Origin of the sequence: Nocardiopsis listeri, assembly GCF_020741345.1 — a bacterium.
Classification (GTDB): Bacteria; Actinomycetota; Actinomycetes; order Streptosporangiales; family Streptosporangiaceae; genus Nocardiopsis; species Nocardiopsis listeri_A.
This window is the reverse complement of record NZ_DYZD01000255.1, coordinates 1-19,421: the sequence shown is the minus strand read 5'-3', so window position 1 is coordinate 19,421 and position 19,421 is coordinate 1. Positions and strand designations below refer to the sequence as shown.

General features: G+C 67.2%; 21 protein-coding genes. 12 read left to right on the top strand and 9 right to left on the bottom strand.

Annotated elements, in window-relative coordinates; translation table 11 throughout:
* Positions 1 to 585, bottom strand: a 585-nt coding sequence (locus K8V84_RS13345) for a DUF819 family protein (RefSeq protein WP_304074608.1), incomplete at its 3' end; no start/stop codon positions are given.
* Between the two features lie 200 nt (positions 586 to 785).
* A complete protein-coding gene (locus K8V84_RS13340) occupies positions 786 to 1,106 on the bottom strand; it encodes a DUF3870 domain-containing protein (RefSeq protein ID WP_304074606.1) in 321 nt (106 codons plus the stop codon).
* A 672-nt stretch (positions 1,107 to 1,778) separates the two neighbouring features.
* Between K8V84_RS13340 and K8V84_RS13335 the strand changes: the two genes are divergently transcribed.
* Positions 1,779 to 3,518, top strand: a complete 1,740-nt coding sequence (locus tag K8V84_RS13335; protein ID WP_304074604.1) for a CocE/NonD family hydrolase — start codon at positions 1,779 to 1,781, stop codon at positions 3,516 to 3,518.
* A 439-nt stretch (positions 3,519 to 3,957) separates the two neighbouring features.
* Here the strand turns inward: K8V84_RS13335 and K8V84_RS13330 are convergent, their stop codons facing one another.
* Both K8V84_RS13330 and K8V84_RS13325 read right to left on the bottom strand, forming a co-directional pair.
* A complete protein-coding gene (locus K8V84_RS13330) occupies positions 3,958 to 5,004 on the bottom strand; it encodes a magnesium and cobalt transport protein CorA (RefSeq protein WP_304074602.1) in 1,047 nt (348 codons plus the stop codon).
* Positions 5,001 to 5,648, bottom strand: coding sequence for a TetR family transcriptional regulator (locus K8V84_RS13325; protein ID WP_304074601.1), 648 nt, complete (start codon positions 5,646 to 5,648; stop codon positions 5,001 to 5,003). Before K8V84_RS13325 ends, K8V84_RS13330 begins: the two co-directional genes overlap by 4 nt.
* Positions 5,649 to 5,692: 44 nt before the next feature.
* On the opposite strand from K8V84_RS13325, the gene K8V84_RS13320 reads away from it, so the two are divergent.
* Positions 5,693 to 6,064 (top strand): hypothetical protein, encoded by a 372-nt coding sequence (locus K8V84_RS13320; protein ID WP_304074599.1) that lies wholly within the window; start codon positions 5,693 to 5,695, stop codon positions 6,062 to 6,064.
* 139 nt (positions 6,065 to 6,203) lie between these two features.
* On the opposite strand, the gene K8V84_RS13315 is transcribed toward K8V84_RS13320, so the two are convergent.
* On the bottom strand, positions 6,204 to 6,656 hold the full coding sequence (locus tag K8V84_RS13315) for an Lrp/AsnC family transcriptional regulator (protein ID WP_304074597.1): 453 nt from the start codon (positions 6,654 to 6,656) through the stop codon (positions 6,204 to 6,206).
* A 134-nt stretch (positions 6,657 to 6,790) separates the two neighbouring features.
* Between K8V84_RS13315 and K8V84_RS13310 the strand changes: the two genes are divergently transcribed.
* From K8V84_RS13310 to K8V84_RS13300, 3 genes are all read left to right on the top strand, one after another.
* Complete coding sequence (locus K8V84_RS13310) at positions 6,791 to 7,408, top strand: LysE family translocator (RefSeq protein ID WP_304074595.1); 618 nt, start codon at positions 6,791 to 6,793, stop codon at positions 7,406 to 7,408.
* Between the two features lie 166 nt (positions 7,409 to 7,574).
* On the top strand, positions 7,575 to 7,994 hold the full coding sequence (locus tag K8V84_RS13305; protein ID WP_304074594.1) for a PaaI family thioesterase: 420 nt from the start codon (positions 7,575 to 7,577) through the stop codon (positions 7,992 to 7,994).
* Complete coding sequence (locus K8V84_RS13300) at positions 7,991 to 8,992, top strand: MBL fold metallo-hydrolase (RefSeq protein WP_304074592.1); 1,002 nt, start codon at positions 7,991 to 7,993, stop codon at positions 8,990 to 8,992. The genes K8V84_RS13305 and K8V84_RS13300 overlap by 4 nt, the downstream gene beginning before the upstream one ends.
* Positions 8,993 to 9,083: 91 nt before the next feature.
* Here the strand turns inward: K8V84_RS13300 and K8V84_RS13295 are convergent, their stop codons facing one another.
* Positions 9,084 to 10,112, bottom strand: a complete 1,029-nt coding sequence (locus K8V84_RS13295; protein ID WP_304074590.1) for an ornithine cyclodeaminase — start codon at positions 10,110 to 10,112, stop codon at positions 9,084 to 9,086.
* 150 nt (positions 10,113 to 10,262) lie between these two features.
* Between K8V84_RS13295 and K8V84_RS13290 the strand changes: the two genes are divergently transcribed.
* A complete protein-coding gene (locus tag K8V84_RS13290; RefSeq protein ID WP_304074589.1) occupies positions 10,263 to 10,694 on the top strand; it encodes an Lrp/AsnC family transcriptional regulator in 432 nt (143 codons plus the stop codon).
* On the opposite strand, the gene K8V84_RS13285 is transcribed toward K8V84_RS13290, so the two are convergent.
* Together K8V84_RS13285 and solA are read right to left on the bottom strand one after the other, a co-directional pair.
* Positions 10,675 to 11,451 (bottom strand): hypothetical protein, encoded by a 777-nt coding sequence (locus K8V84_RS13285; protein WP_304074588.1) that lies wholly within the window; start codon positions 11,449 to 11,451, stop codon positions 10,675 to 10,677. The two genes, K8V84_RS13290 and K8V84_RS13285, sit on opposite strands and share 20 nt — an antisense overlap.
* Positions 11,438 to 12,667: an N-methyl-L-tryptophan oxidase gene (gene solA / locus K8V84_RS13280; RefSeq protein WP_304074586.1), complete on the bottom strand. Its 1,230-nt coding sequence runs from the start codon at positions 12,665 to 12,667 to the stop codon at positions 11,438 to 11,440. The genes K8V84_RS13285 and solA overlap by 14 nt, the downstream gene beginning before the upstream one ends.
* A 186-nt stretch (positions 12,668 to 12,853) precedes the next feature.
* Between solA and K8V84_RS13275 the strand changes: the two genes are divergently transcribed.
* The 6 genes from K8V84_RS13275 to K8V84_RS13250 all read left to right on the top strand — a co-directional run bounded on the left by K8V84_RS13275 (position 12,854) and on the right by K8V84_RS13250 (position 18,265).
* Entirely contained in the window at positions 12,854 to 13,483 is a 630-nt protein-coding gene (locus K8V84_RS13275) for a membrane dipeptidase (RefSeq protein ID WP_304074584.1), read from the top strand.
* Positions 13,483 to 14,109 (top strand): MSMEG_1061 family FMN-dependent PPOX-type flavoprotein, encoded by a 627-nt coding sequence (locus K8V84_RS13270; protein ID WP_304074583.1) that lies wholly within the window; start codon positions 13,483 to 13,485, stop codon positions 14,107 to 14,109. The genes K8V84_RS13275 and K8V84_RS13270 overlap by 1 nt, the downstream gene beginning before the upstream one ends.
* Positions 14,109 to 15,044 (top strand): PDR/VanB family oxidoreductase, encoded by a 936-nt coding sequence (locus K8V84_RS13265; RefSeq protein WP_304074581.1) that lies wholly within the window; start codon positions 14,109 to 14,111, stop codon positions 15,042 to 15,044. Before K8V84_RS13270 ends, K8V84_RS13265 begins: the two co-directional genes overlap by 1 nt.
* A gap of 17 nt (positions 15,045 to 15,061) precedes the next feature.
* On the top strand, positions 15,062 to 16,276 hold the full coding sequence (locus K8V84_RS13260; RefSeq protein WP_304074579.1) for a CdaR family transcriptional regulator: 1,215 nt from the start codon (positions 15,062 to 15,064) through the stop codon (positions 16,274 to 16,276).
* Between the two features lie 118 nt (positions 16,277 to 16,394).
* Positions 16,395 to 17,552 (top strand): CoA transferase, encoded by a 1,158-nt coding sequence (locus K8V84_RS13255; RefSeq protein ID WP_304074577.1) that lies wholly within the window; start codon positions 16,395 to 16,397, stop codon positions 17,550 to 17,552.
* Positions 17,546 to 18,265 (top strand): IclR family transcriptional regulator, encoded by a 720-nt coding sequence (locus K8V84_RS13250; RefSeq protein ID WP_304074575.1) that lies wholly within the window; start codon positions 17,546 to 17,548, stop codon positions 18,263 to 18,265. The genes K8V84_RS13255 and K8V84_RS13250 overlap by 7 nt, the downstream gene beginning before the upstream one ends.
* An 11-nt stretch (positions 18,266 to 18,276) precedes the next feature.
* On the opposite strand, the gene K8V84_RS13245 is transcribed toward K8V84_RS13250, so the two are convergent.
* Positions 18,277 to 19,421: amidohydrolase (locus tag K8V84_RS13245; RefSeq protein ID WP_304074573.1), on the bottom strand; the 1,145-nt coding region annotated here is incomplete at its 5' end.

The following is a 19,421-nucleotide window of genomic DNA, read 5'->3' as shown; positions in this document are numbered from 1 at the left end:
GAACTTGGTGGTGTCCGCCTTGGTCCACCGGTTGAACCGGTCCGAGAAACCCACCGAACCGAACATCAGCAGGAGCCACACCGAGTACAGCACCGTGTCGACGATCAGCACGTATCCGAACACGTTCTCCGGGGCCTGCAGAATGCCTTGGACCGCCACCATGTTCGCGGAACCACCGGTCCACGAGGCGCTGAGCGCGCCCAGCGCCTTCCATGCCTCGGCGTCCAACGTCGCTTGGAACACCAGGTAGGCGACCAGGAAACCGAGCACGATGCTCGCTGCGGCCACGGCGAAGGTCAGCAGCAGCTTCGGGCCCAGTTTGATGATCTTGCGGATGTCGCACTTGAACAGCAGGAGCAGGATCATGGCCGGCAAAAGCGCGTCCTGCACCGCCTCGCCGGTCGCCTCGATCGACTCGGATTCGCCGAAGACCCCCGTCGTGTTCAGCGCCGCAGCGCAGATGTACAGCAGCACGAATGCGGGCACATAGGTGAACAGGCGGATGTTGCTCCGCCGGGTTACGAACACGAGAACGCCGGCCAGTGCCAACAGCACGCCCAGATACAGAAATCCGTCCGTGATCATTGTGTTGTCTTTTCCGTCCTTCCTGATGCGGTCTGATCCCCTGGAACAAAAAAAAGTCGGAAACAAGCACGTGTGCACACGTGCTTGTTTCCGACTGGGTCTTGTTCCGGTGAGGGAACAGGCAATCGAATCGGCCTGCCGCCGACCGTGGTCTCAAAGGTGTGCGGACCGCGCCCCGCGAGGAGCGTCGGGCACGGGCCTCAGTCCGAGGTCGGGTCGACGATGTTGCGGTACTTCACCACGGCGTTGCGCAACGCCGCGATCAGTGCGCGCTGCGAGGAGCCGTGATACCGGGCGGTGATCTGCTCCGTCAGGCGACCTTCGTCCGTGATGCGCTCTCCTGCGAACAAGCTCGTGACGAACGACTTCGTCAGTGCCAACGTCGCGGAGCATTCCGCATCCAGAATCCGGTGGTTGTCCGTATCGACCACGAAAACGACGTAGAAGATCCCGAACCGGGTGGTGATCGGGTTTCCGGACGGCGATTTCGCCTCACCCGTGATGAGGATGGTCGTGGACATCAGTGAGGATACAACCACGGGTGCCCATGGTTCGTAAAGACATCATCGGCGACTCGTTGTCGGTTTATTCAACCGTGACATGTCCGGTCGCGCCGAGTCCATCGGTTCCGTTCTACGGGTCCTACCGGCCGCCGAGTGATCTCAGAGAGTTGTTCTCGTGTCGGTCGTGATGGAGGTTCTGGGGTGTGCCTGGACCACCTCGCTCACCAGGAGCAGGCCACCGCTGAACCTGAAGTAGCCGCTGCCCGGTCGGCCTGCCGTTGTCGCCGGTGGGTAAGGCGGCCGACCTGGTGTGTCCCGTGCTTTCCGAAGCCGGATCTTCCGGGTTCTGGGGTCACGTCCTCAAGAAGGACATCGTGGGGCGTCACGGATCCCCGCCCCTGTCTTATGGCGGCACGGTTTTCGTGGAACGGTCCGATTTTCCGGTGGCGGGAAAGTGCCGGCCAGGGGACGGGGCCGAAGGCAGCGGTTCGGTTCGCCGGTCCGGTGGGTCGCGCGGCTGGACATGGAGGGGGTCTCGATGCTCGGGGCCCAGGTCGAACGTCGTCCGCGCTCGTCGACGTCCGTTCGGTAAAAATATATCAACGTGCGTTGAGTTCCCCGTGTCGCGGACGTATGGTCGAGCCGTTGACCGAGGCCCGCTCGCGGGTCGCGATATGTGAGGAGCCCGCCATGAGCTTTGACCAGAAGGTGTACGTACCGTCCCACCCGCTGCCAGGGCCCCGGTACGGGATCCTGAGCGACTTCGACCCCGGGACCCGCACTTTGGAGGCGGGCTTCCAGATCGCACCGCAGTTCAAGCCGCTGCCCATCGACATCGTGTTCGAAAAGGACGTGGCGGTCACACTGCGTGACGGCGTCACGATTCACGTCGACGTCTTCCGTCCCCTCGGGACGGAACGGGTACCGGTCATCGTGGCGTGGAGCCCCTACGGCAAGGGCCAGGGCACCTCCGTCAGCGTGATGGGCGTGTTCGGCCTGGTCGGCCTGGACAACGGGATCGTCTCGGGTCTGGAGAAGTTCGAGGGCCCGGACCCGGCGTACTGGTGCGCGCAGGGGTACGCGATCTGCAACCCGGACATCCGGGGCGTGGTCGACTCCGAGGGCGACAGCGTCCTGTGGGACCGCCAGGAGGGCAGGGACTGCTATGACCTGGTCGAGTGGCTGGCAGTCCAGGACTGGTGCACCGGCAAGGTCGCGATGAGCGGCACCTCCTACCTGGCCGTCTCGCAGTGGTTCACCGCCGCCGAGCAGCCTCCGCACCTGGCCGCGATCAACCCGTGGGAGGGCGTGAGCGACGTCTACCGCGACCTCGCCAGGCGTGGAGGCATGCCCGACACCGGGTTCGCCGGGACACTTCAGAACGGCAGCTTCTTCGGCAGGAACCGGAAGGAGGACATCCTCACCGAGATCGAGCAGCACCCGCTCATGGACGAGCTGTGGGAGAACAAGATCCCGCGCTTCGACCGGATCACCGTTCCCGCCTACGTCGTGGCCAGCTACTCCAACACCCTGCACACCGCGGGCACGTTCCGCGCCTGGCGCCGGATGGCGTCGCAGGACAAGTGGCTGCGCATCCACAACGGCCAGGAGTGGCCGGACTACTACGACGAGACCAACGTCGATGACCTGCGCCGCTTCTTCGACCACTTCCTCAAGGGCGAGGACAACGGTTGGGAGCAGACCCCGCGTGTGCGGTACTCGGTGCTCGACCTCGAAGGCGGTGACCGGGTCGCGCTGCCGGCGGACGAGTTCCCGCCGGCGCAGGTCGAGTCGACCAGGTACCACCTCGACGCAGGCTCACGCTCTTTGAGTACCACTGCCCCAACGGAGGCGGCGACCGCGGACTATCTCGTGGACGCCGACCCGGACCTGGTGTCCTTCCTCGTTCGTTTCGAAGAGGAGACCACACTGGTCGGCTACCCGAAGGCTCATCTGTGGGTCGAGGCCGATGGCTCCGACGACATGGACCTGTTCGTCCTCCTCCAGAAGCTCGACAGGTACGGTACCCCGCTGCAGGCGTTCACCACGCCGAACCAGAGCGCGAGGGTCCACGACGTCACCGAGAACGGTGCGACGATCCTGCGCTACAAGGGCTCGGACGGGCGCCTGCGGGTCTCCATGCGTCATCTGGACGAGAAGCTCTCGACCGCCGACGTCCCCGTCCACTCCTTCGACCGGGTCGAGAAGCTCTCACCGGGCGAGGTCGCCGAGATCGAGATCGACCTGCTCCCGGTCGGCCTTGCGTTCCACCCCGGCGAGCAGCTCCGCTTCGTCGTCGGCTCCCGGAACACTCTGGGGCCGATGATGCCCGGAACGAAGGACTACGTCCCCGCCAACAGCGGACGGCACATCATCCACACCGGTGGAGACCAGGCCTCCTACCTACAACTCCCCGTCAAGAAGGCCTGACCGAAAGTCGGCCCGCCCCTTCCGAACAGGAGGGGCGGGCCGACGTCGAGCCCTGCCCGGGCGACGGTCACAGGGCCGAACACCTTCGGCACCACGGTGCTCACTCGACCTTCGCAGCTGTGTGCGGCGCCGTGTCCGGGTACGCGGTCCGAGGAGCATGGTCTGCAGCATCGAGCACCTGCCTTCCGTCCACTACGAGGCTCCTCTCGACGACACCGGGTCGTGTCGGACCGACGGTTCAGGGCCTGACAGCCCCTTCTGCCACCGACCAGAGCCCGGTGTCCCTCATCGAGTACGAACACCACACGGGGGGATCATGCTCACCAACGAGAACCCGGCGCACACCCGACGACAATGACCACGGGGTCTCCCACGTCGCACGGGAAACCGGACAACGGTGGCTCCTCGGGGCGCCTCGCTCCTTCCGGAACGAGGGTGCTCAGAGCCAGCCGCGCAACTTGAACACGCTCCAGAGACCGACCGCCAGGCTGAGCATGAGCCCCAGCGCGAACGGATATCCCCACGCCCAGTGCAGTTCCGGCATGAGGTCGAAGTTCATCCCGTACACCCCCGCCACGAGGGTCGGGGTGAACAGGATCGCCGCCCACGACGAGATCTGCTTGACCTTCTCGCCCTGCTCGATGGTCTCCTCGGCGAGACGGACGCTGGTACTCGACATCCGCCGCATCTCCTCGTTCTGCTCCAGGGAGATCAGTGTGGAGTGGACGGTGAGCGCGTTCTCCAGCAGGGAACGGGCCGTGTCGACCCGGTCCGCCACCCGGACGGTGTGGTCGTGCACGTTGCGGAGCCGGTTCTGTACCTCGTCCCCCGTGCCGTACCGACCCGCGCCGCGCAGCAGCCCGTCCAACATGGCGGGCAGCGGTCGGGTCGCGCGCTGGAAGGTGATCACCTGCCCCAACAACCGGTAGATGCGCTCCGGTAGTTCGGGGTCGATGCCGCCCCCACCGAAGAGGTTGTCCTCGACCTCGTCGATGTCCTCTTCCAGACCCGCGATGACGGGCGCCTCCTGGTCCACGATCTCGTCGAGGAAGGCCGTCAGCATCGCCTCGGGACCCAGGCCGAGGAACTCCGGATCCGCCTCCAGGGTCTCGCGGACCGCTGTCAGGTCCGGCCGCACCTCGCGCCGGACCGTGACGACGAAGCGCGGCCCGACGAACAGGTGCACCTCACCGAACTCCACACGTTCGGCCTCGTCGTCGTACCCGGCCGGGCGCAACACCACGAACAGTGTGTCGCCGTACCGTTCCAGCTTGGCCCGCTGGTGCCCCTTGCGCGCGTCCTCCACGGCCAGCGGGTGCAGACCGAACACCTCCGCCACCGCTTGCAGGGTGTCCGCGTCCGGTGCCACCAACCCGATCCAGGTCACCGCTTCCGGCCGCCGCAGTGCCTGGACCGCATCCTGGAGATCGTGGAAGTCCTCTGCCAGGTGTCCCTCGACATAGATCCGCCCGTCGACCTGTGTCATCGCTGTGAATCTCCTTCGTCGCGATCGGTCGGCGGCGCCCCGGCGGCCAGGACACTCTGGATGCCCGGCGCGGCGAGCGCGACCAGTCTTTCGATGTTCGCCTCAGCGAGCTCGGGAACCCCGACGACGCGCCGTCCCACGACGATGCCGACCAGCATCGACGATGCCAGCCCCGCACGCAGGGCCGCGTCGTCGGCATCGAGGGAGGACGACTCGACGGCAATCATCAGGCGGGCCTGGATGAACTCCCGTAGCTGTTCGCGTGCCTGCTCGTTGACGATCGCGCCGCGGAGCATGGCCATGAGCGGATCGGAGTCCTCGGGCGCTCCTTCCCACACGCTGAGATAGGCGCGGACCACTCGTTCGCCGAGCTGGTCGGAGGGCCCCTCGAACGCGTTGGTGAATCGGGCCAGCGCGTTCGGCGAGATCGACATCACGGCGGCGAACAGGTCGTTCTTCGACTTGAAGAACTGCATCACCAGGGCGGCGTCGACCCCGGCGTCGGTCGCGATCCGCCGGATCGTCGTCGAGGTGAAGCCGTCGGTGGCGAACCGGGTTCGTGCCGCGTCGAGGATGGCCTGGCGGGTCGTGTTCGTGCCCGGACGCCGCCCGCGGCGCGTCTCGGTCCCGGCTCTGTTCTCCATGGTCATGCCCTTCGTCAGTGGTCCCCTGAAAAGTATATCAACTCATGTTGATATACTGGCCGAGGAGTGCGGCGTCAGCCGCCCCGGGCGGATCTCTCGTCACGGTGCCGTCTCGACGGGAGAACACGGAACCCTTCGAGCCGAAGGAGATGCTCGGGGTGCCGCTTCCAGGTGCGGAGGGGAGGGCTCCGGAGATCGATCGCTTGGAGCCCAATCTCCGAGAGCCCGACGAGGCGGTCGCACATGAGGGCCGGGACCGGTGCGCCGAACCGGTCCGTGAGTTCCACGACTTACTCGTCAAGGGTGCCGAGGACCATAAGTGGGAGGCGCGCCACCGGACGCTGACGAACCGGCTCGCATACGCGCCTCCCCCCAAGGCGTCGCTGAGCCGGTCGGGGCGGCCGCTCTCTTCGTGAAGGATCCGGGATCTGTCTCGACTCTTGTGCGAGTCGGCGCCGCGCGCCGACCGGTGAGCCGAGTCGGTCGGTTGCCTCCTTGGCGCGGTGGGGCTTCCGGCTGATCGAGAGCCCCGTCACGGAGGTGGTGGTGAGCAGCCTAGAGAGGGAGGGGGCGGTCGTTGATGAGGTCCTTCATCACCAGTGTCGAGGTCAGACGCTGCACCCCGGGGAGAGCGGCCAGGTGCTCGTCGTAGAGCCGTTGGAACGCGGGAAGATCCCGCTCGACGACCCGCATGAGGTAGTCGGGCTCACCGAATAACCGCTGGGCCTGGACGACCTGTGGCACCCGGGCGACGGCCTCCTCGAAGGCGCCGACCGCCCCCCGGTCTCCTTCCCGCAGCGTGACGAACACCCACGCGGAGAAGTTCAGGCCCAGTACGGACGAGTCCAGGTGCGCGTGGTATCCGCTGATCACCCCGGAACGCTCCAAAGCGCGCACCCTGCGATGGCACGGCGAGACGCTGAGTCGGACACGTTCGGCCAACTCCGTGACCGTCAACCTCCCGTCGTCCTGGAGCTCGGCAAGGATCTTCCTGTCAATCTCATCCATGAGGAATATTCTTGCTTGGAGAGCCGTACTAGAGCAAGAAGTTGGAAGCACTTTCTGCTTGTTCCGCCATAGTCTTCCCCGTGTGAGGGCGAACCAGAGGTTCGTGGAAATGCGGGGGGAAGTGAGGCGAGGAGATGAGCACGGCGACGTTGGCCGCGTTCTGGGGGGTGTCGGTCCTGTTCGTGATCACACCCGGGGCGGACTGGGCCTATGCCATCGCGGCGGGCCTGAACAAGCGCGCCATCGTGCCGGCCGTGGCCGGAATGCTGGCCGGACACCTCATCGCCACCTTGATCGTGGCCGCCGGGGTGGGCGCGTTGGTCGCCGGTACCCCATTCGCGCTCTCGGCGCTGACCATCGTCGGGTCCGCCTACCTTCTCTGGCTGGGGGTGGGCATGATCGCTCGTCCACCGACACCGAGCGTCGCCACCGGAGGCCAGAACACCTCCCGGATGGGGTGGGCGGCCAAGGGTGTGGGGGTCAGCGGGCTCAACCCCAAGGTCTTCCTGCTCTTCCTGGCGCTGCTGCCGCAGTTCACCGACCCCGCGGGGGAGTGGCCCGTCCCCGCGCAGATCATCGTCCTCGGCTCGGTTCACGTGCTCAGCTGCGCGATGGTCTACCTGATCGTCGCCGCAGCGGCGCGGGCGGTACTGAGCACCCGTCCCCAGGCGGCCCGTGTCGTGGGTCGGGTCTCGGGCACCGCCATGGTCGCCATCGCGCTCTTCCTGATCGCCGAACACCTTCTGGGCTGACCCACCGCACCCACCGTTTCGGGCGGGTGCCTGGACCGATGGGGTGATCGTCTGATTCGATCCGGCCCCACATCCACCGCTCGAAGCCCACGGCATCGAGTGTCCGACCAGAGCAACGAGGAGTGACGTGCACGACCAGGCCCGGCAGGATCATGTGAGTCCCGAGGTGGAAGAACGTATCCGCACCGGTTTCGACAGCCAGGGGTTGATGCGTCACCTGGGTGCACGACTGACCCACATCGGTCACGGGCGGGTCCGTGTCGCGCTCCCGGCCCGCCCCGAGGTCACCCAGCAGCACGGCTACTTCCACGCCGGTGCCACCAGCGCCATCGCCGACACGGCGGGCGGGTACGCCGCCTACACCCTCTTCCCCGCCAAGACGGCCGTCCTGACCGTGGAGTACAAGATCAACCTCCTGGCCCCCGCCCGGGGAGAGCGCCTGGACGCCGTGGCGACGGTCCTCAAACCCGGGCGCACCCTCACCATCTGTCGACTGGAGGTCTACGCCATCGACGACGGCCGGGAAAAGCTCGTGGCGGCCGGACAGCAGACACTGATCCGCGTGGACGAACGGCCCGAACAGTGAGTCCGGCCCCCGAGCCCGACCTGCCCTCCTGGGTGAGCCGGCGGTCACGACCCTTTCCCGACTGCAACCTGCTCCTGCTCGAGGGAACCCGCCCCGCCCTGATCGACAGCGGCTTCGTCGGCCATGCCTCCCAGACCGCCGACCTGGTCCGGGAACGCACCCGCGATCTCGACCCGGTGGTGAACACCCACCGGCACTCCGACCACGTCGGAGGCAACGCCCTGTTGCAGTCACGGGGCGCGGGCATCGCGGCCGGAGCCATCGACGCCACCGCGCTCCGACGTCGCGACCCGGGGTGTTGCGCGGCCGAGTACCTCGACCAGCCGGTCGCCCCCTACACCGTCGACCTCCCCCTCCACGACGAGCAGGTGCTCCACCTGGGTGAGGCCGACCGGCAGGTCATCGCCACCCCCGGACACACCCCCGGCCACCTGGCACTCTGGCAACCGGAGGAACGACTCCTGGTGGTCGGTGACGCGCTTTCGGACTATGACGTGGGCTGGGTGAACCTGGCCCTGGACGGCCCCGAGGCGGCCGAGACGGCGCTGGCCTCCCTGCACCGAGTCTCCGAGCTCCGTCCACGGGTGCTGCTGACCGCGCACGGGCCCCTGCCCACGGATCCGGACGCCGCGCCGGCCAAGGCCGTGCAGAGCTCCCAGCGCCTGGTCGACGATCCCCAGGGGGTCGTTTGGTACGGGGCCCGGCGGATCCTCGCCTTCGCCCTGATGATCCGTAACGGAATTCCGGTCGCGGACGTCGAGCCCTACCTGCACGCCCGGGAATGGCTCCAGGACGCCGCCCGGCTGCTGCGGACCGGCCCGGAGGAACTCTCTGCCGAGCTGGTGAGGACGATGTCGCGTAGCGGCGCCGTTCTCCAACGCGACGGGTACCTGTACGCGGCGGCCGAACACGCCCCGGTCACCGCCGCCTCGCTCGACGTGCCCTTCCCGCGGTCCTGGCCGCCCCCGCCCTCATCCCCTCCCACGTGTTCGTCGTAGACCGCGCCCGAGGTCCGAAGACACGATCTTCGCCCCCGGGGCGTCCCATCAAGGGCGCACCGCGGGGGCGAGGGCGTTCACAGCGAGGTCGTCACCCGACCGGCCTGCGCGAGCGCACCAGGGAGAAGAGGTCCTTGGGGTCCTCGGGGTCCGCCACCAGGTCGATGAATGTCTGCAGTTCCGTCCCGGCCGTGGAGTCGCGTAGGAACCGCAGCGCGGAGAAGTCGGCGATGGCGAAGCCGACCGAGTCGAAGATGGTGATCTCCTCCTCATCGCGGCGACCGATCTCCTCACCGGTGAGCACCTTCCAGTACTCGACGACGGGGAAGTCGGGCTCCATCTGCTGGATCTCCCCCTCGATGCGGGTCTGTTCGGTGTACTCCACGAACACCCGTGCCCGCCGAAGGATCTGGGCGCTCAGCTCGGTCTTGCCCGGGCAGTCACCGCCCACCGCGTTGATGTGCACGCCGGGCCGGACCTGATCTGAACCCAGAACCGTGTTCTGGGCCTTGTCGGCCGTGCAGGTGGTGATGATGTCCGCCCCGAAGACCGCTTCGTCGGTGGAGGAGGCCTCCATCACCCGGAAGCCCAGGGGCTCCAGGTTCCGGCGCAGCTTCCCGATGGCGGCGGAGTCCACGTCGAACACGCGCAGTTCCTCGATGCCCAGAGCGGCCCGGAAGGCCAGTGCCTGGAACTCCGCCTGGGAGCCCGCGCCGATCATGGCCATGCACCGTGCGCCTGGGCGGGCCAGGGTCTTGGCGGTCATGGCCGAGGTCGCCGCGGTGCGCAGCGCGGTCAACAGCGTCATTTCGGCCAGGAAGGTCGGATAGCCGTTGTCCACGTCGGCGAGGACCCCGAAAGCGGTGACCGTCTGGAATCCTCGGGCGGGGTTGAAAGGGTGACCGTTGACATATTTGAACGCGTAGGTCTCGTGGTCGGAGGTCGGCATCAGCTCGATGACTCCGAAGGGTGTGTGGTTGGCGATTCGGGGAACCTTGTCGAATCGCTCCCACCGTCGGAAATCCTCCTCCAAATAACCGATCATTCCGGACATGAGGCGTTCGACGCCTTCACGCTGGATCCATCGGGACATATTTCCGACGTCGACGAACTGCGGCATTTCCGGCTCCTTGCGCAGGTTGTGGGGGTGGAGAGGTGATGGCGGATGTGACTCAGATTAGTGATCTCGATGTGCGAATATAAGAGAAGAAATGCTCGAATTCAGTGCCGGTGGGTGCCAGATCGACAAGTAAGACCGAGCATTATGCTCATGGCTCGCCTCACGGATCTCGACCGCCGTCTCATCTCTGCGATGAGCAAGGACGGGCGCGCGCCCGTGGCCGCGCTCGCCGAGCAACTGGGCGTGTCACGGGCCACGGTGACCAACAGGATCGAGAAGCTCAAGGCCCAGGGCGTCATCGTGGGGTTCGGTGTGCGGGTGCGCGACCACCACGAGACGGGGGAGGTACGGGCGATCTCCTTCATCGAAGTGGTGGGGCGGACCACCGACCACGTGATCGCCGAGCTGCGGGGATCCCCCGAGATCATGGCGCTGCACACCACCAACGGCGGGTGGGACCTGGTCGCGGAGATCTCCTGTGAGAACCTCCGGGAGTTCGACGAGCTGCTTCGCCGGATGCGCGGGATCAACGGTGTGGTCAACAGCGAGACGAGCCTGTTGCTCAGCTCGGTGGTCCGCTGACGCCGGGTGCGCCGACCGTGTACCGGTCACGGGCCAGGATGCCTTCGGTCAGGCCCGCGCGTGTGCGGTATTCGGCGCTGAAACCGAGGGGTTCGGTCGTGGCCCCCGCGGCGCACAGCGCGGAGAGGGCCTCGTCAAAGGACAGCTCCGTGTAACCCTGTGCGGCCGACGACGTCGCCCTCCAGCGATCGGTCGACCCCTCACCCAGGAGGTCGGCCGAGACCCTGGCGCAGCGCGAGATCAGTGGCACCGCGGCTTCCGAGGGCCGCACGCTCCACCGGTGGCCGGCGGTGTCGGCCGCGGTGGTCAGGATCGTGCGGAGTCGCCGTGCGGCGATCTGCACGGCGTGCAGCATGACGACACCGCCCGCCCCCGGACCGTTGGGGAGTATCAGTCGGGTGATGCCCCGGTCGTTGATCGCGCAGAGCAGGGCCTGCGGGTCCGGTGGCACGATGACCTCCTTGCTCTGCGGCCACACGTCGAGCGGGCTGTGCCGTCCTTTCGGCCCGCCCACGTGGAAGACGAAGAAATCGGGATACAGGTAGAAGTCGGTCTCCGTGGCGCGCAACTCCTCGTAGAACGCACCCACCGAGGCCAGGAGCAGGGGAGCGGCCCTCAGCGAATCCCCGGGTTCCAGGGCCACGACCCCGAGACGGTCCTGCGCGGTGAATCCGGGCAGTAGGTCATGGAACCCGACGGGGTCCTCGCCCCGGGAGAAGACGAACTCACCGGTCCTCATCAGCTCAGAGGTGTGCACGACCCTGCTCTCCTTCGTTCTCCGGGGTCTCCAGCCTGAAGGTGATCGGATGCTCGGGATCGGAGACGGCCGGCCGATCGAGACCGAAGGCCTCGATCGGATGCGGAGTCGTTCCCTCCGTCTGCAGGTCGGCCAGGATCCGCCCCATGAGGCTGCCGAACTTCGCCGCGTGTCCCGCCCCGTTGAAGACCGCGACGTGAGGGTGGCCCGGCAGAGTGTCCAGCACGAAGCCGCGGTCCGGAGCCATGTCGTAGACACAGGTCCGGTGGGCCAGGGCCGGGCCCACGGACCGGGGAAGGTGCTCACGTAGGAACGCGGCGAGGAGCTCCCCTTCGACGTCGTCGCCTTCGAAGACCCGCTCCTCACTCCTGATGAAGCGGCTTCGCATGTCCCTGCCCAGCTTCGTGGCGGCCTCGCCGTAGACGGGGAATCCGTAGTAGGTGTCCCGCGGCCCGTGGTAGATCCAGACGGGATGCCTGTCCGGGGTGAAGGAGCTCAGGTGCGCGCTGCTGAAGTAGCTGACCTGCTCCTGGGACAGGGTGAGGGTGAACTTCAGGCCGAGGTCGGACATCAGCGGGCCCATCCAGCTTCCGGCCGCCACGATGAGCCGGTCCGCCTGGACGGTTTCGGTGGTCCCCTCCGGGGTGGACACGCGCACGCTGACGCCGTCGGCGCGAAGGTCGACGCCGTCCACCTTCGCGGTGCGAAACTCCACCCCCAAGGCCTGGGCGAGGGAGGTGTGCGCGCTCACCGAGCGGCGGACGTCCAAGACGCCGGCATCGGGTTGAAAGATGCCGAGGGTCTCGTCGGAGACCCTCCACTGCGGGAACCGCTCCCTGATGTCGTCCGCGGTGAGCGAGTCGTAGGCGAAGCCGAGTTCGTCCAGAACACGACGGCCGTTGTCGATGTAGGCGTGCCCGGCGGTCCCCTCCTCCGCGAGATCCAGCCCGCCGGTGGTGGTGATCAGCGGCAACCCGCTTTCCCGCTCCACCTGGGCCCATGCTTCGTACATCGCGTCGGTGAGGCCTGAGTACGCGGTGGAGGGGTAGACCCTGCGGATGATTCTGGAGTGGTCGCCGAAGGCTCCGAAGGAGTGGAGCGGGCCGAACCGGTCGAGGACGAGAACTCGCTCGGCCCCCTGCCTGCCGAGCCAGTAGGCGGCGGCCGACCCCACGGTCCCGGCGCCCACGACGATGTGAGAATAACCTTTCGGCATGGAGACTTCCCGTCTGTGCTTCCTGCACGTGTGAATCGAGATCCATGTTCGGTGTTGCGGAGCGGGTCCTCGACCTATAGAGATCGAAGGTTCCCGAGAATCCGTTCGACAGATGTAGGAAGGCCCTCCTCGGGCTTTCAACACCTGCGTGGTGCGGGGGGTGTCGGAAGTTGGTTGGATCGAAGCATGGTCCACGGAATCACTGTCGATGGCTGTAATCCCGGTAACTGGGCAGAGCCCGGTGTCTACGAAAGCCTGGAGCGGGGAAGGGCGACCGCGCTCAACGCGACGATCGCCATCTGGGAGGGCTTGGAGGAGACCGTCGACGCGACGGCGGCCTGGCATCGGCGCTTCCGCGAGCGGTCGGATACTCTGCTGCAGGTCAGGACCGCCCAGGACATCGTGCGCGTGCATGAGACGGGGCGGTCGGGGATCATCCTCGACCGGCGGAACCTCTCTCCCATCGAGAACGATCTCGAAGGGCTCGAGGCGTTCGCGGTGCTCGGCGTGCGCGTGGCGCAGCCGGCCTGCAACGTCAGGAACCTGGTGGCCAACGGTTGTCGTGAGCCCCACGATGAAGGGCTGAGTCTGTTCGGTGTCAAGGTGGTCAAGAGGTTGAACGAGTTGGGGATTCTCGTCGACCTCTCCCATGTGGGGGACCGTAGTGGTCTGCACGCGATCGAGGGTCTGGAGACCAACGCCGAGATTCCGAGTATCGCTTCCGGGCTGGGCAAGCGAGGCTATGGCCGGGAAGAAGTGGACAAGATCATGGGCGGCGACTGGATGCGCCTCTACCGGGAAGTCTGGGGAGCCTGATGTCGCAACGACCCGAACCCATGTCCCTCGAACGCGTGCGCGAACTCGTCGGGGAACCGAGCGAGGCCGCCGAAGCCAAGGTGCAGGACCACGTGGACCGGAACATCCACCGCTTCATCGCGCACTCCCCGTTCGTCTGCGTGGCCACCGCCCACGCGGACGGCACGGCGGACTGCTCACCACGGGGCGACCACCCAGGGTTCGTCAAGGTCCTGGATTCGCGGACGCTCGCCATTCCGGACCGGGTGGGCAACAACCGCCTCGACACCTTCGAGAACCTCGCCACCGACCCGCGCATCGGGCTGGTCTTCCTGGTGCCGGGACACCACGAGTCGTTGCGTGTCAACGGCACGGCGTACCTCTCCGAGGACCCCGATGTGCTCGCGCGCCTGGAGGCGGAGGGAAAGACGCCGAAGGTCGCCATCATCGTGCGGGTGCAGGAGGCCTACCTGCACTGCGGGCGGGCGATCCTGCGCGCACGGCTGTGGGACCCCGACGGCTTCGCCCTGGCCGACCACGTTCCTTCCATGGGCGAGGTGATCGCCGCCCGGCTCGGGAACACCGAGACCAGTGCGGGGGCCATCGATGAGGCGCTTGCGAAGTCCACCTACAGGAATCTCTACTGATGACGACCACAACCGGAATGCCGCCCGAGCTGGTCGTGGAAGGTGTTCACACGGTGGCCCAGGGGATCCGGGCCGTGATTCTCGCCGCCCCCGATGGTCGGGCACTGCCCCCCTGGTCACCAGGCGCGCACCTGGACGTCGAGCTTCCGAACCGGCTCACGCGCCAATACTCGCTCTGCGGTGATCCCGCGGACCCGTGCCGCTACCGCATCGCGGTCAAGCACGAAGAGCTCAGCCGGGGAGGCTCGGAGTACCTACACCTGTTCCTGCGGCCCGGTACGCGCCTGCGCGTGGCCGAGCCGCGGACCACGTTCCCGGAGGTCACCCCGCCCGGGACGCTCTTCATCGCCGGTGGCATCGGGATCACGGCCGTGTTGGCCATGTTCTTGAGGGACCTTCGGAGAGGACACGAGCCCACCCTGCTCTACGCCGGTCGCAGCCGGGCGAGTATGCCGTTCCTCGACGAACTTGCGGAGAACGCCCACGTCGTGATCGCAGCCTCGGACGAGGGCGAGCGGCTGGACCTTCCCGCCTGGGCCCGCTCCCGGCCGGAGGGCACCGAGATCGTCACCTGCGGTCCTCCCCGGATGGTCGCCGAGATCGAGGAGGTCTTCGACGACGAGCGGTTCGGCGGGGTGCACGTCGAGCGCTTCCGGGCCGAACCGCGCTCCTTCGCCGACGACAGGCGGTTCGTCGCGGAGTGCGCGCGCAGTGGAAAGGAGGTGACCGTACCTGCCGGAGAGACGCTGATGGACGCTCTGCTGAAGCAGGACATTCCCTTGGGGACGGGTTGTCGCGAAGGAGTGTGCGGCTCGTGTGAGGTCAAGGTTTTGGCCGGGGAACCGGAACATCGTGATCTCCTCGGCGCTTCGGAGGGGCGCATGTATCCCTGTGTCTCGCGGAGCCTGACAGAGACCCTGGTCCTGGATGTGTGAGTCGATATGCTCCCGACATGGACGCCATCACGGAGCTCGCCGAACGGCTTGCCCAAAAGATCAGGCGCAGTGTGGCCGTCGACGACGTCGACCTTCGCCTGTTGGGGTCCAGCACCCACTTCGGCGACGCCGATCCCCTGCGCCTGACGTCCCTGGCGAATCGGCGCATCGAAGGGCCGGTCAGGGACGCGACCTTCGCCGCGGGGTTCCCGCACTGGCGTGAGCCGCGGCGTGGACGGGCACTGGGGATCGACGGGCACGAGCACGATCGCATGAGTTTTCCGCTGCGTTCCCGCTACGGTCCGCTGGGCGTGATGTGGGTGATCCTTCTCGACGAGGACGAGTTGTCCGAGGAGGAGATGTGCCGGTGTCTCTCCGTGGCCCGTGAGATGGAGCGTGTCCTCGCGCGGCAGCAGCAGGACGAGCTGGATTCCGTACTCGAAGTCGAGGCCCTGCTGTTCAGCCTGCTCTCCGATGAGACGCGGGACAGGGCGTCCGCGGCACGGGACCTGTTGGATCTCGGATACTTCGAGACCTCGGCCGAGGTCACCGCTCTTGTGGTGGTCGGTGTCGAACCCCGGCCCTCCTACGCCGTGGACGAGCGGACGGCCGTGCTGCGCAGGGCCCTTCGGCGGGCCGTCCGGTCGCGGTGGGATCGGTCGGGGGCCTTCGCCGTGACCGAGGACCACGCCTTCGTGCTCATCGGTGGCCGCGGGGACACGCCGAGGGTGGAGCACACGGAGGTCGCCGAGCGCGTCGTCACCGAAGTGGCCGAGTCGGATCCGAAGCTCTCGCAGCGGCTTCGTTTCGGGGTGGGGTCCGCCGTCCCACTGACCGAGGCCGCGCTCTCCTACGAACACGCGCGGGTGGCCGCTCGGATCGCGACGGAGAAGGAGGAGACCGTCGTGCTCCGGGAGGACTTTCCCCTGGAGACCCTGTTGGAGGTCTCCCTTCGGACCGAGGTCGACGTGTCCCTGATTCCGGAATTGGTGCGGGAGGCCGTCGAGACCCAGTCGAAGGAGTCGCTGAGGACGGTGGGGTGCTTCCTCGACCAGGCCGGTAACGTCGCCCGGACCTCCGACATCCTCCACCTGCACCGGACCACGGTCTACTACCGTCTGCGCCTGTTCGAGAAGGAGACCGGACTGTCACTGGAGAACGGTCGCGACCGGTTCCTCCTCCAATTCTGGCTGGCCGTCCGCGACCGGGCCGGGTATCCGCGAATCCGGTGAATCCGGCGCTCGAGTGCCGTGCGACATCTCCTTGACAGCGACTCTCCCCGGACGGATAGTTGCATATACGGCTAGCGCAACGGATATACGGATGAGGCGCCAGAGGCGGGGAGATGACGTGGATCTGGATCCAGGGACGGGGAGCGGGCCGCTGGCCGGTGTGAGGGTCGCGGAGATCTCCGGTGTGGTGATGGCGCCGATGGCCGGCAGGCTGCTGGCCAAGCTGGGCGCGACCGTCGTCAAGGTGGAGCCGCCCCACGGGGACGTGGTGCGCAACATCGGCGCACGCGTCGCACCCGGGATGAGCGGAGCGGCCCACTCCCTCGGCGATGGCAAGTACAACATCGCGATCGACATGAGCACCGAGGAGGGTCTGGCGGAGCTCCGCGTGATCCTGGGGTCGGCGGACATCATCGTGACCAACCACCTGCCGTCCCGACGCCGCAGATTCGGTTTGGACTGGGAGTCGGTACGAGCGATCAACCCGCGGGCGATCCTGTGCACGGCGCAGGGCCATGCCAGCGACTCGACCATGGCCGATACCCCCGCCTACGACGACACCGTCCAGGCGGCCTCGGGGGTATGCGACATCTACTCGAAGTCCGAAGGCCGCCCGCGATACGCCCCCTACGTGATGGCGGACAAGATCTGTGCCCTGACCATCGTCTATTCCGTCCTGGCGGCGCTGCACCATCGCAACACGCACGGGCGGGGACAATGGGTGGACGTCCCCATGGTGGACGTGATGGTCGACTTCAACCTCGCCGAGCAGCTCAACGAGTTCTCCTTCATCCCCCCTCGAGGTCCCGCGGGCTGGCACCGGACGTTGGCGCCCAGTCGCAGGCCGCATCGATGCGTGGACGGCTGGGTCTGCGTCCTTCCGTACTCGGACCGCAACTGGGGCGACTTTCTCCGGATCGCCGGGGTGGACTGCGAGGCCGGGAACGTTCCGTTCGCCACCAACCAGGAACGGAACGACAACATGGAGGACGTGCAGGCCATCATCTCCGGTTACGCGGCCGAGCGGACCACGCGGGAGATCCTGCGCGAATGCGGATCGGTCGGGGTCCCCGTGCAGCAGGTCAGGACACTCGAATCACTGGTGGAGGACGACTACCTGAGGGAACGGGGGACCGTGCAGGAGATCCGGCATCCCCTGGGGCACTCCTACTTCCGGACGACGCCGAACATCTCCTTCACCGACTCGCCCCTGCGGCCCGTGCGGCCGGCCACCTCGGTCGACGCCGACCGTGAGGAGGTGACGCGGCGGTGGTAGGCAGGCATCGCACCGTCAGCCGGGTGGTGGGGATCCTCGAACAGGTCGTTCGGAGCGAGCGCGGGGCGACCCTCCAAGAGCTGGTGGAGGGGCTGCGCTCCCCCCGCTCCTCCATCTACGACTTCGTCCGAGGCCTCGTCGAGGAGGGGTACCTGGTGGAGGCCCCCGAGGGCGGTAGGTACGTCCTGGGGCTCGGTGCGCACGCGCTGCTCGCCTCGCGCTCGACCTCCGTCGTCGAACTCGTCGAACCGGTCATGCGTGAACTGGCCCGCCGCACTCAGGAGACCGTGACCCTGGCCGTGCCGGTGGGGGCCGAACTCTCGTACGTGCACACGGTGCCCTCCGAACACCCCATCGCCTATTCCCCCGTGCTGCGCACGCGCAGGAGCCTGTGGCCCTCCAGCTCCGGAAAGATCTTTTTGGCCTACGACGCCCTGGGGACCAGGGTCACCGAGGCACTGGGACCGCTGGACGTTCGGGGTGAACTGGTCGAGGCCGAGATCGCGCTGACCACACGACGCGGATACGCGACCAATGTCGGTGAGTCCGTCACCGACGTGGCCGCGGTGGCCGTCGGCGTCGGGGTGGCCGGTCACGTGGTGGCCGCCCTGTCCGTCGGCGGCCCCCGGGCGCGTATCGAAGAACGTCTTGAACAGGCCGCCGGATCGGCGAATCGGCTTCTCGCCGACCACGGCCTGGGAGTCCCCCGCTGATCGACCACGCACTACCCGCGGTGATGGACGCGCCGTCCGCCGAACCAGGTCTCCTCGACCCCGACCCGGGAGATCTCGTCCTCGGGGACGGTGAAGACATCGTCGTCGAGCACCACGAAAGACGCATCGTGGCCGGGGGCGATCTTGCCCAGCCCGTCCAGGTGGGTGAGCCGGGCGGCACGGGCGGTGTAGAGCAGCACCGCCTGTGGCACCGTGATCGCCGCCGCCCGACCGATGTCGGCACCGGTGTACGCACGACGTCGTACCGCCGCCTCGATGGAGACGAAGACATCGTCGGCCTCACTCCAGGCGGTGGCGGGACAGTCCGAGGACAGCGCCAGTGATTCCACCCCCTCATAGAGCGAACGGACCGGATAGGCGTCCGGCACCTGGTCTCGGCGCAGATTGTTCTCGTAGGCCTCGTACTCCGAGTACAGGAAGATCGTGTGCGTGGCGATGCCGAAGGTCATGCGGGTCTCGCGGAGCCGCTGCACGAGCGCGGGGCTCATGAGGGTCGCGTGCTCGATGCGCACCGAGGGACGGTCCTCCAGCCACGGCTCATGATCCGCGAACACCTCCACCACGTGTGAGATGGCGCGATCTCCCATGGCGTGCACGGCCAACTGAACCCGGTTCCGGCGGGCCCAGTCCGCCGCCGCCCGCAGGTCCTCATCGGCGATCGTCCTCATGCCGTGGTCCTTCGACTCCGGATACGGCCTGCAGACCCAGGCCGTGCGGTTCGAATAGGTGCCGTCCATGAGCACCTTGACCCCGCCCACCCGTACCGGTCCCCTCCTTTCGTCGTCACGGAGATCCTCCAGAGGCGATGTCGGATCCCACCCCAAGAACAGCGCACTGCGCGGGAACGGTGCGCGTGCGGCGACCGATCGGTACACGGCGAGCGGGTCCGGCATCGTGGTGGCCAGCAGGTCGCACACACCGACGATTCCGCGACTGAAGAGTCTTCTCCCCACCGCGCTCAACAGGTCCTCGCGCTCGGAGACGCTGCGCCGCGGGATATGACGGCTCACCGCCAGGGTCGCCTCCCGCTCGGTCAGAACGCCGTTGGGGCGGCCCGACCCGTCGCGTTCGAACCTGGCACCCGGCGGGTCCGGGGTGTGGGCGTCGACCCCGGCGAGCTCCAGCGCACGGGTGT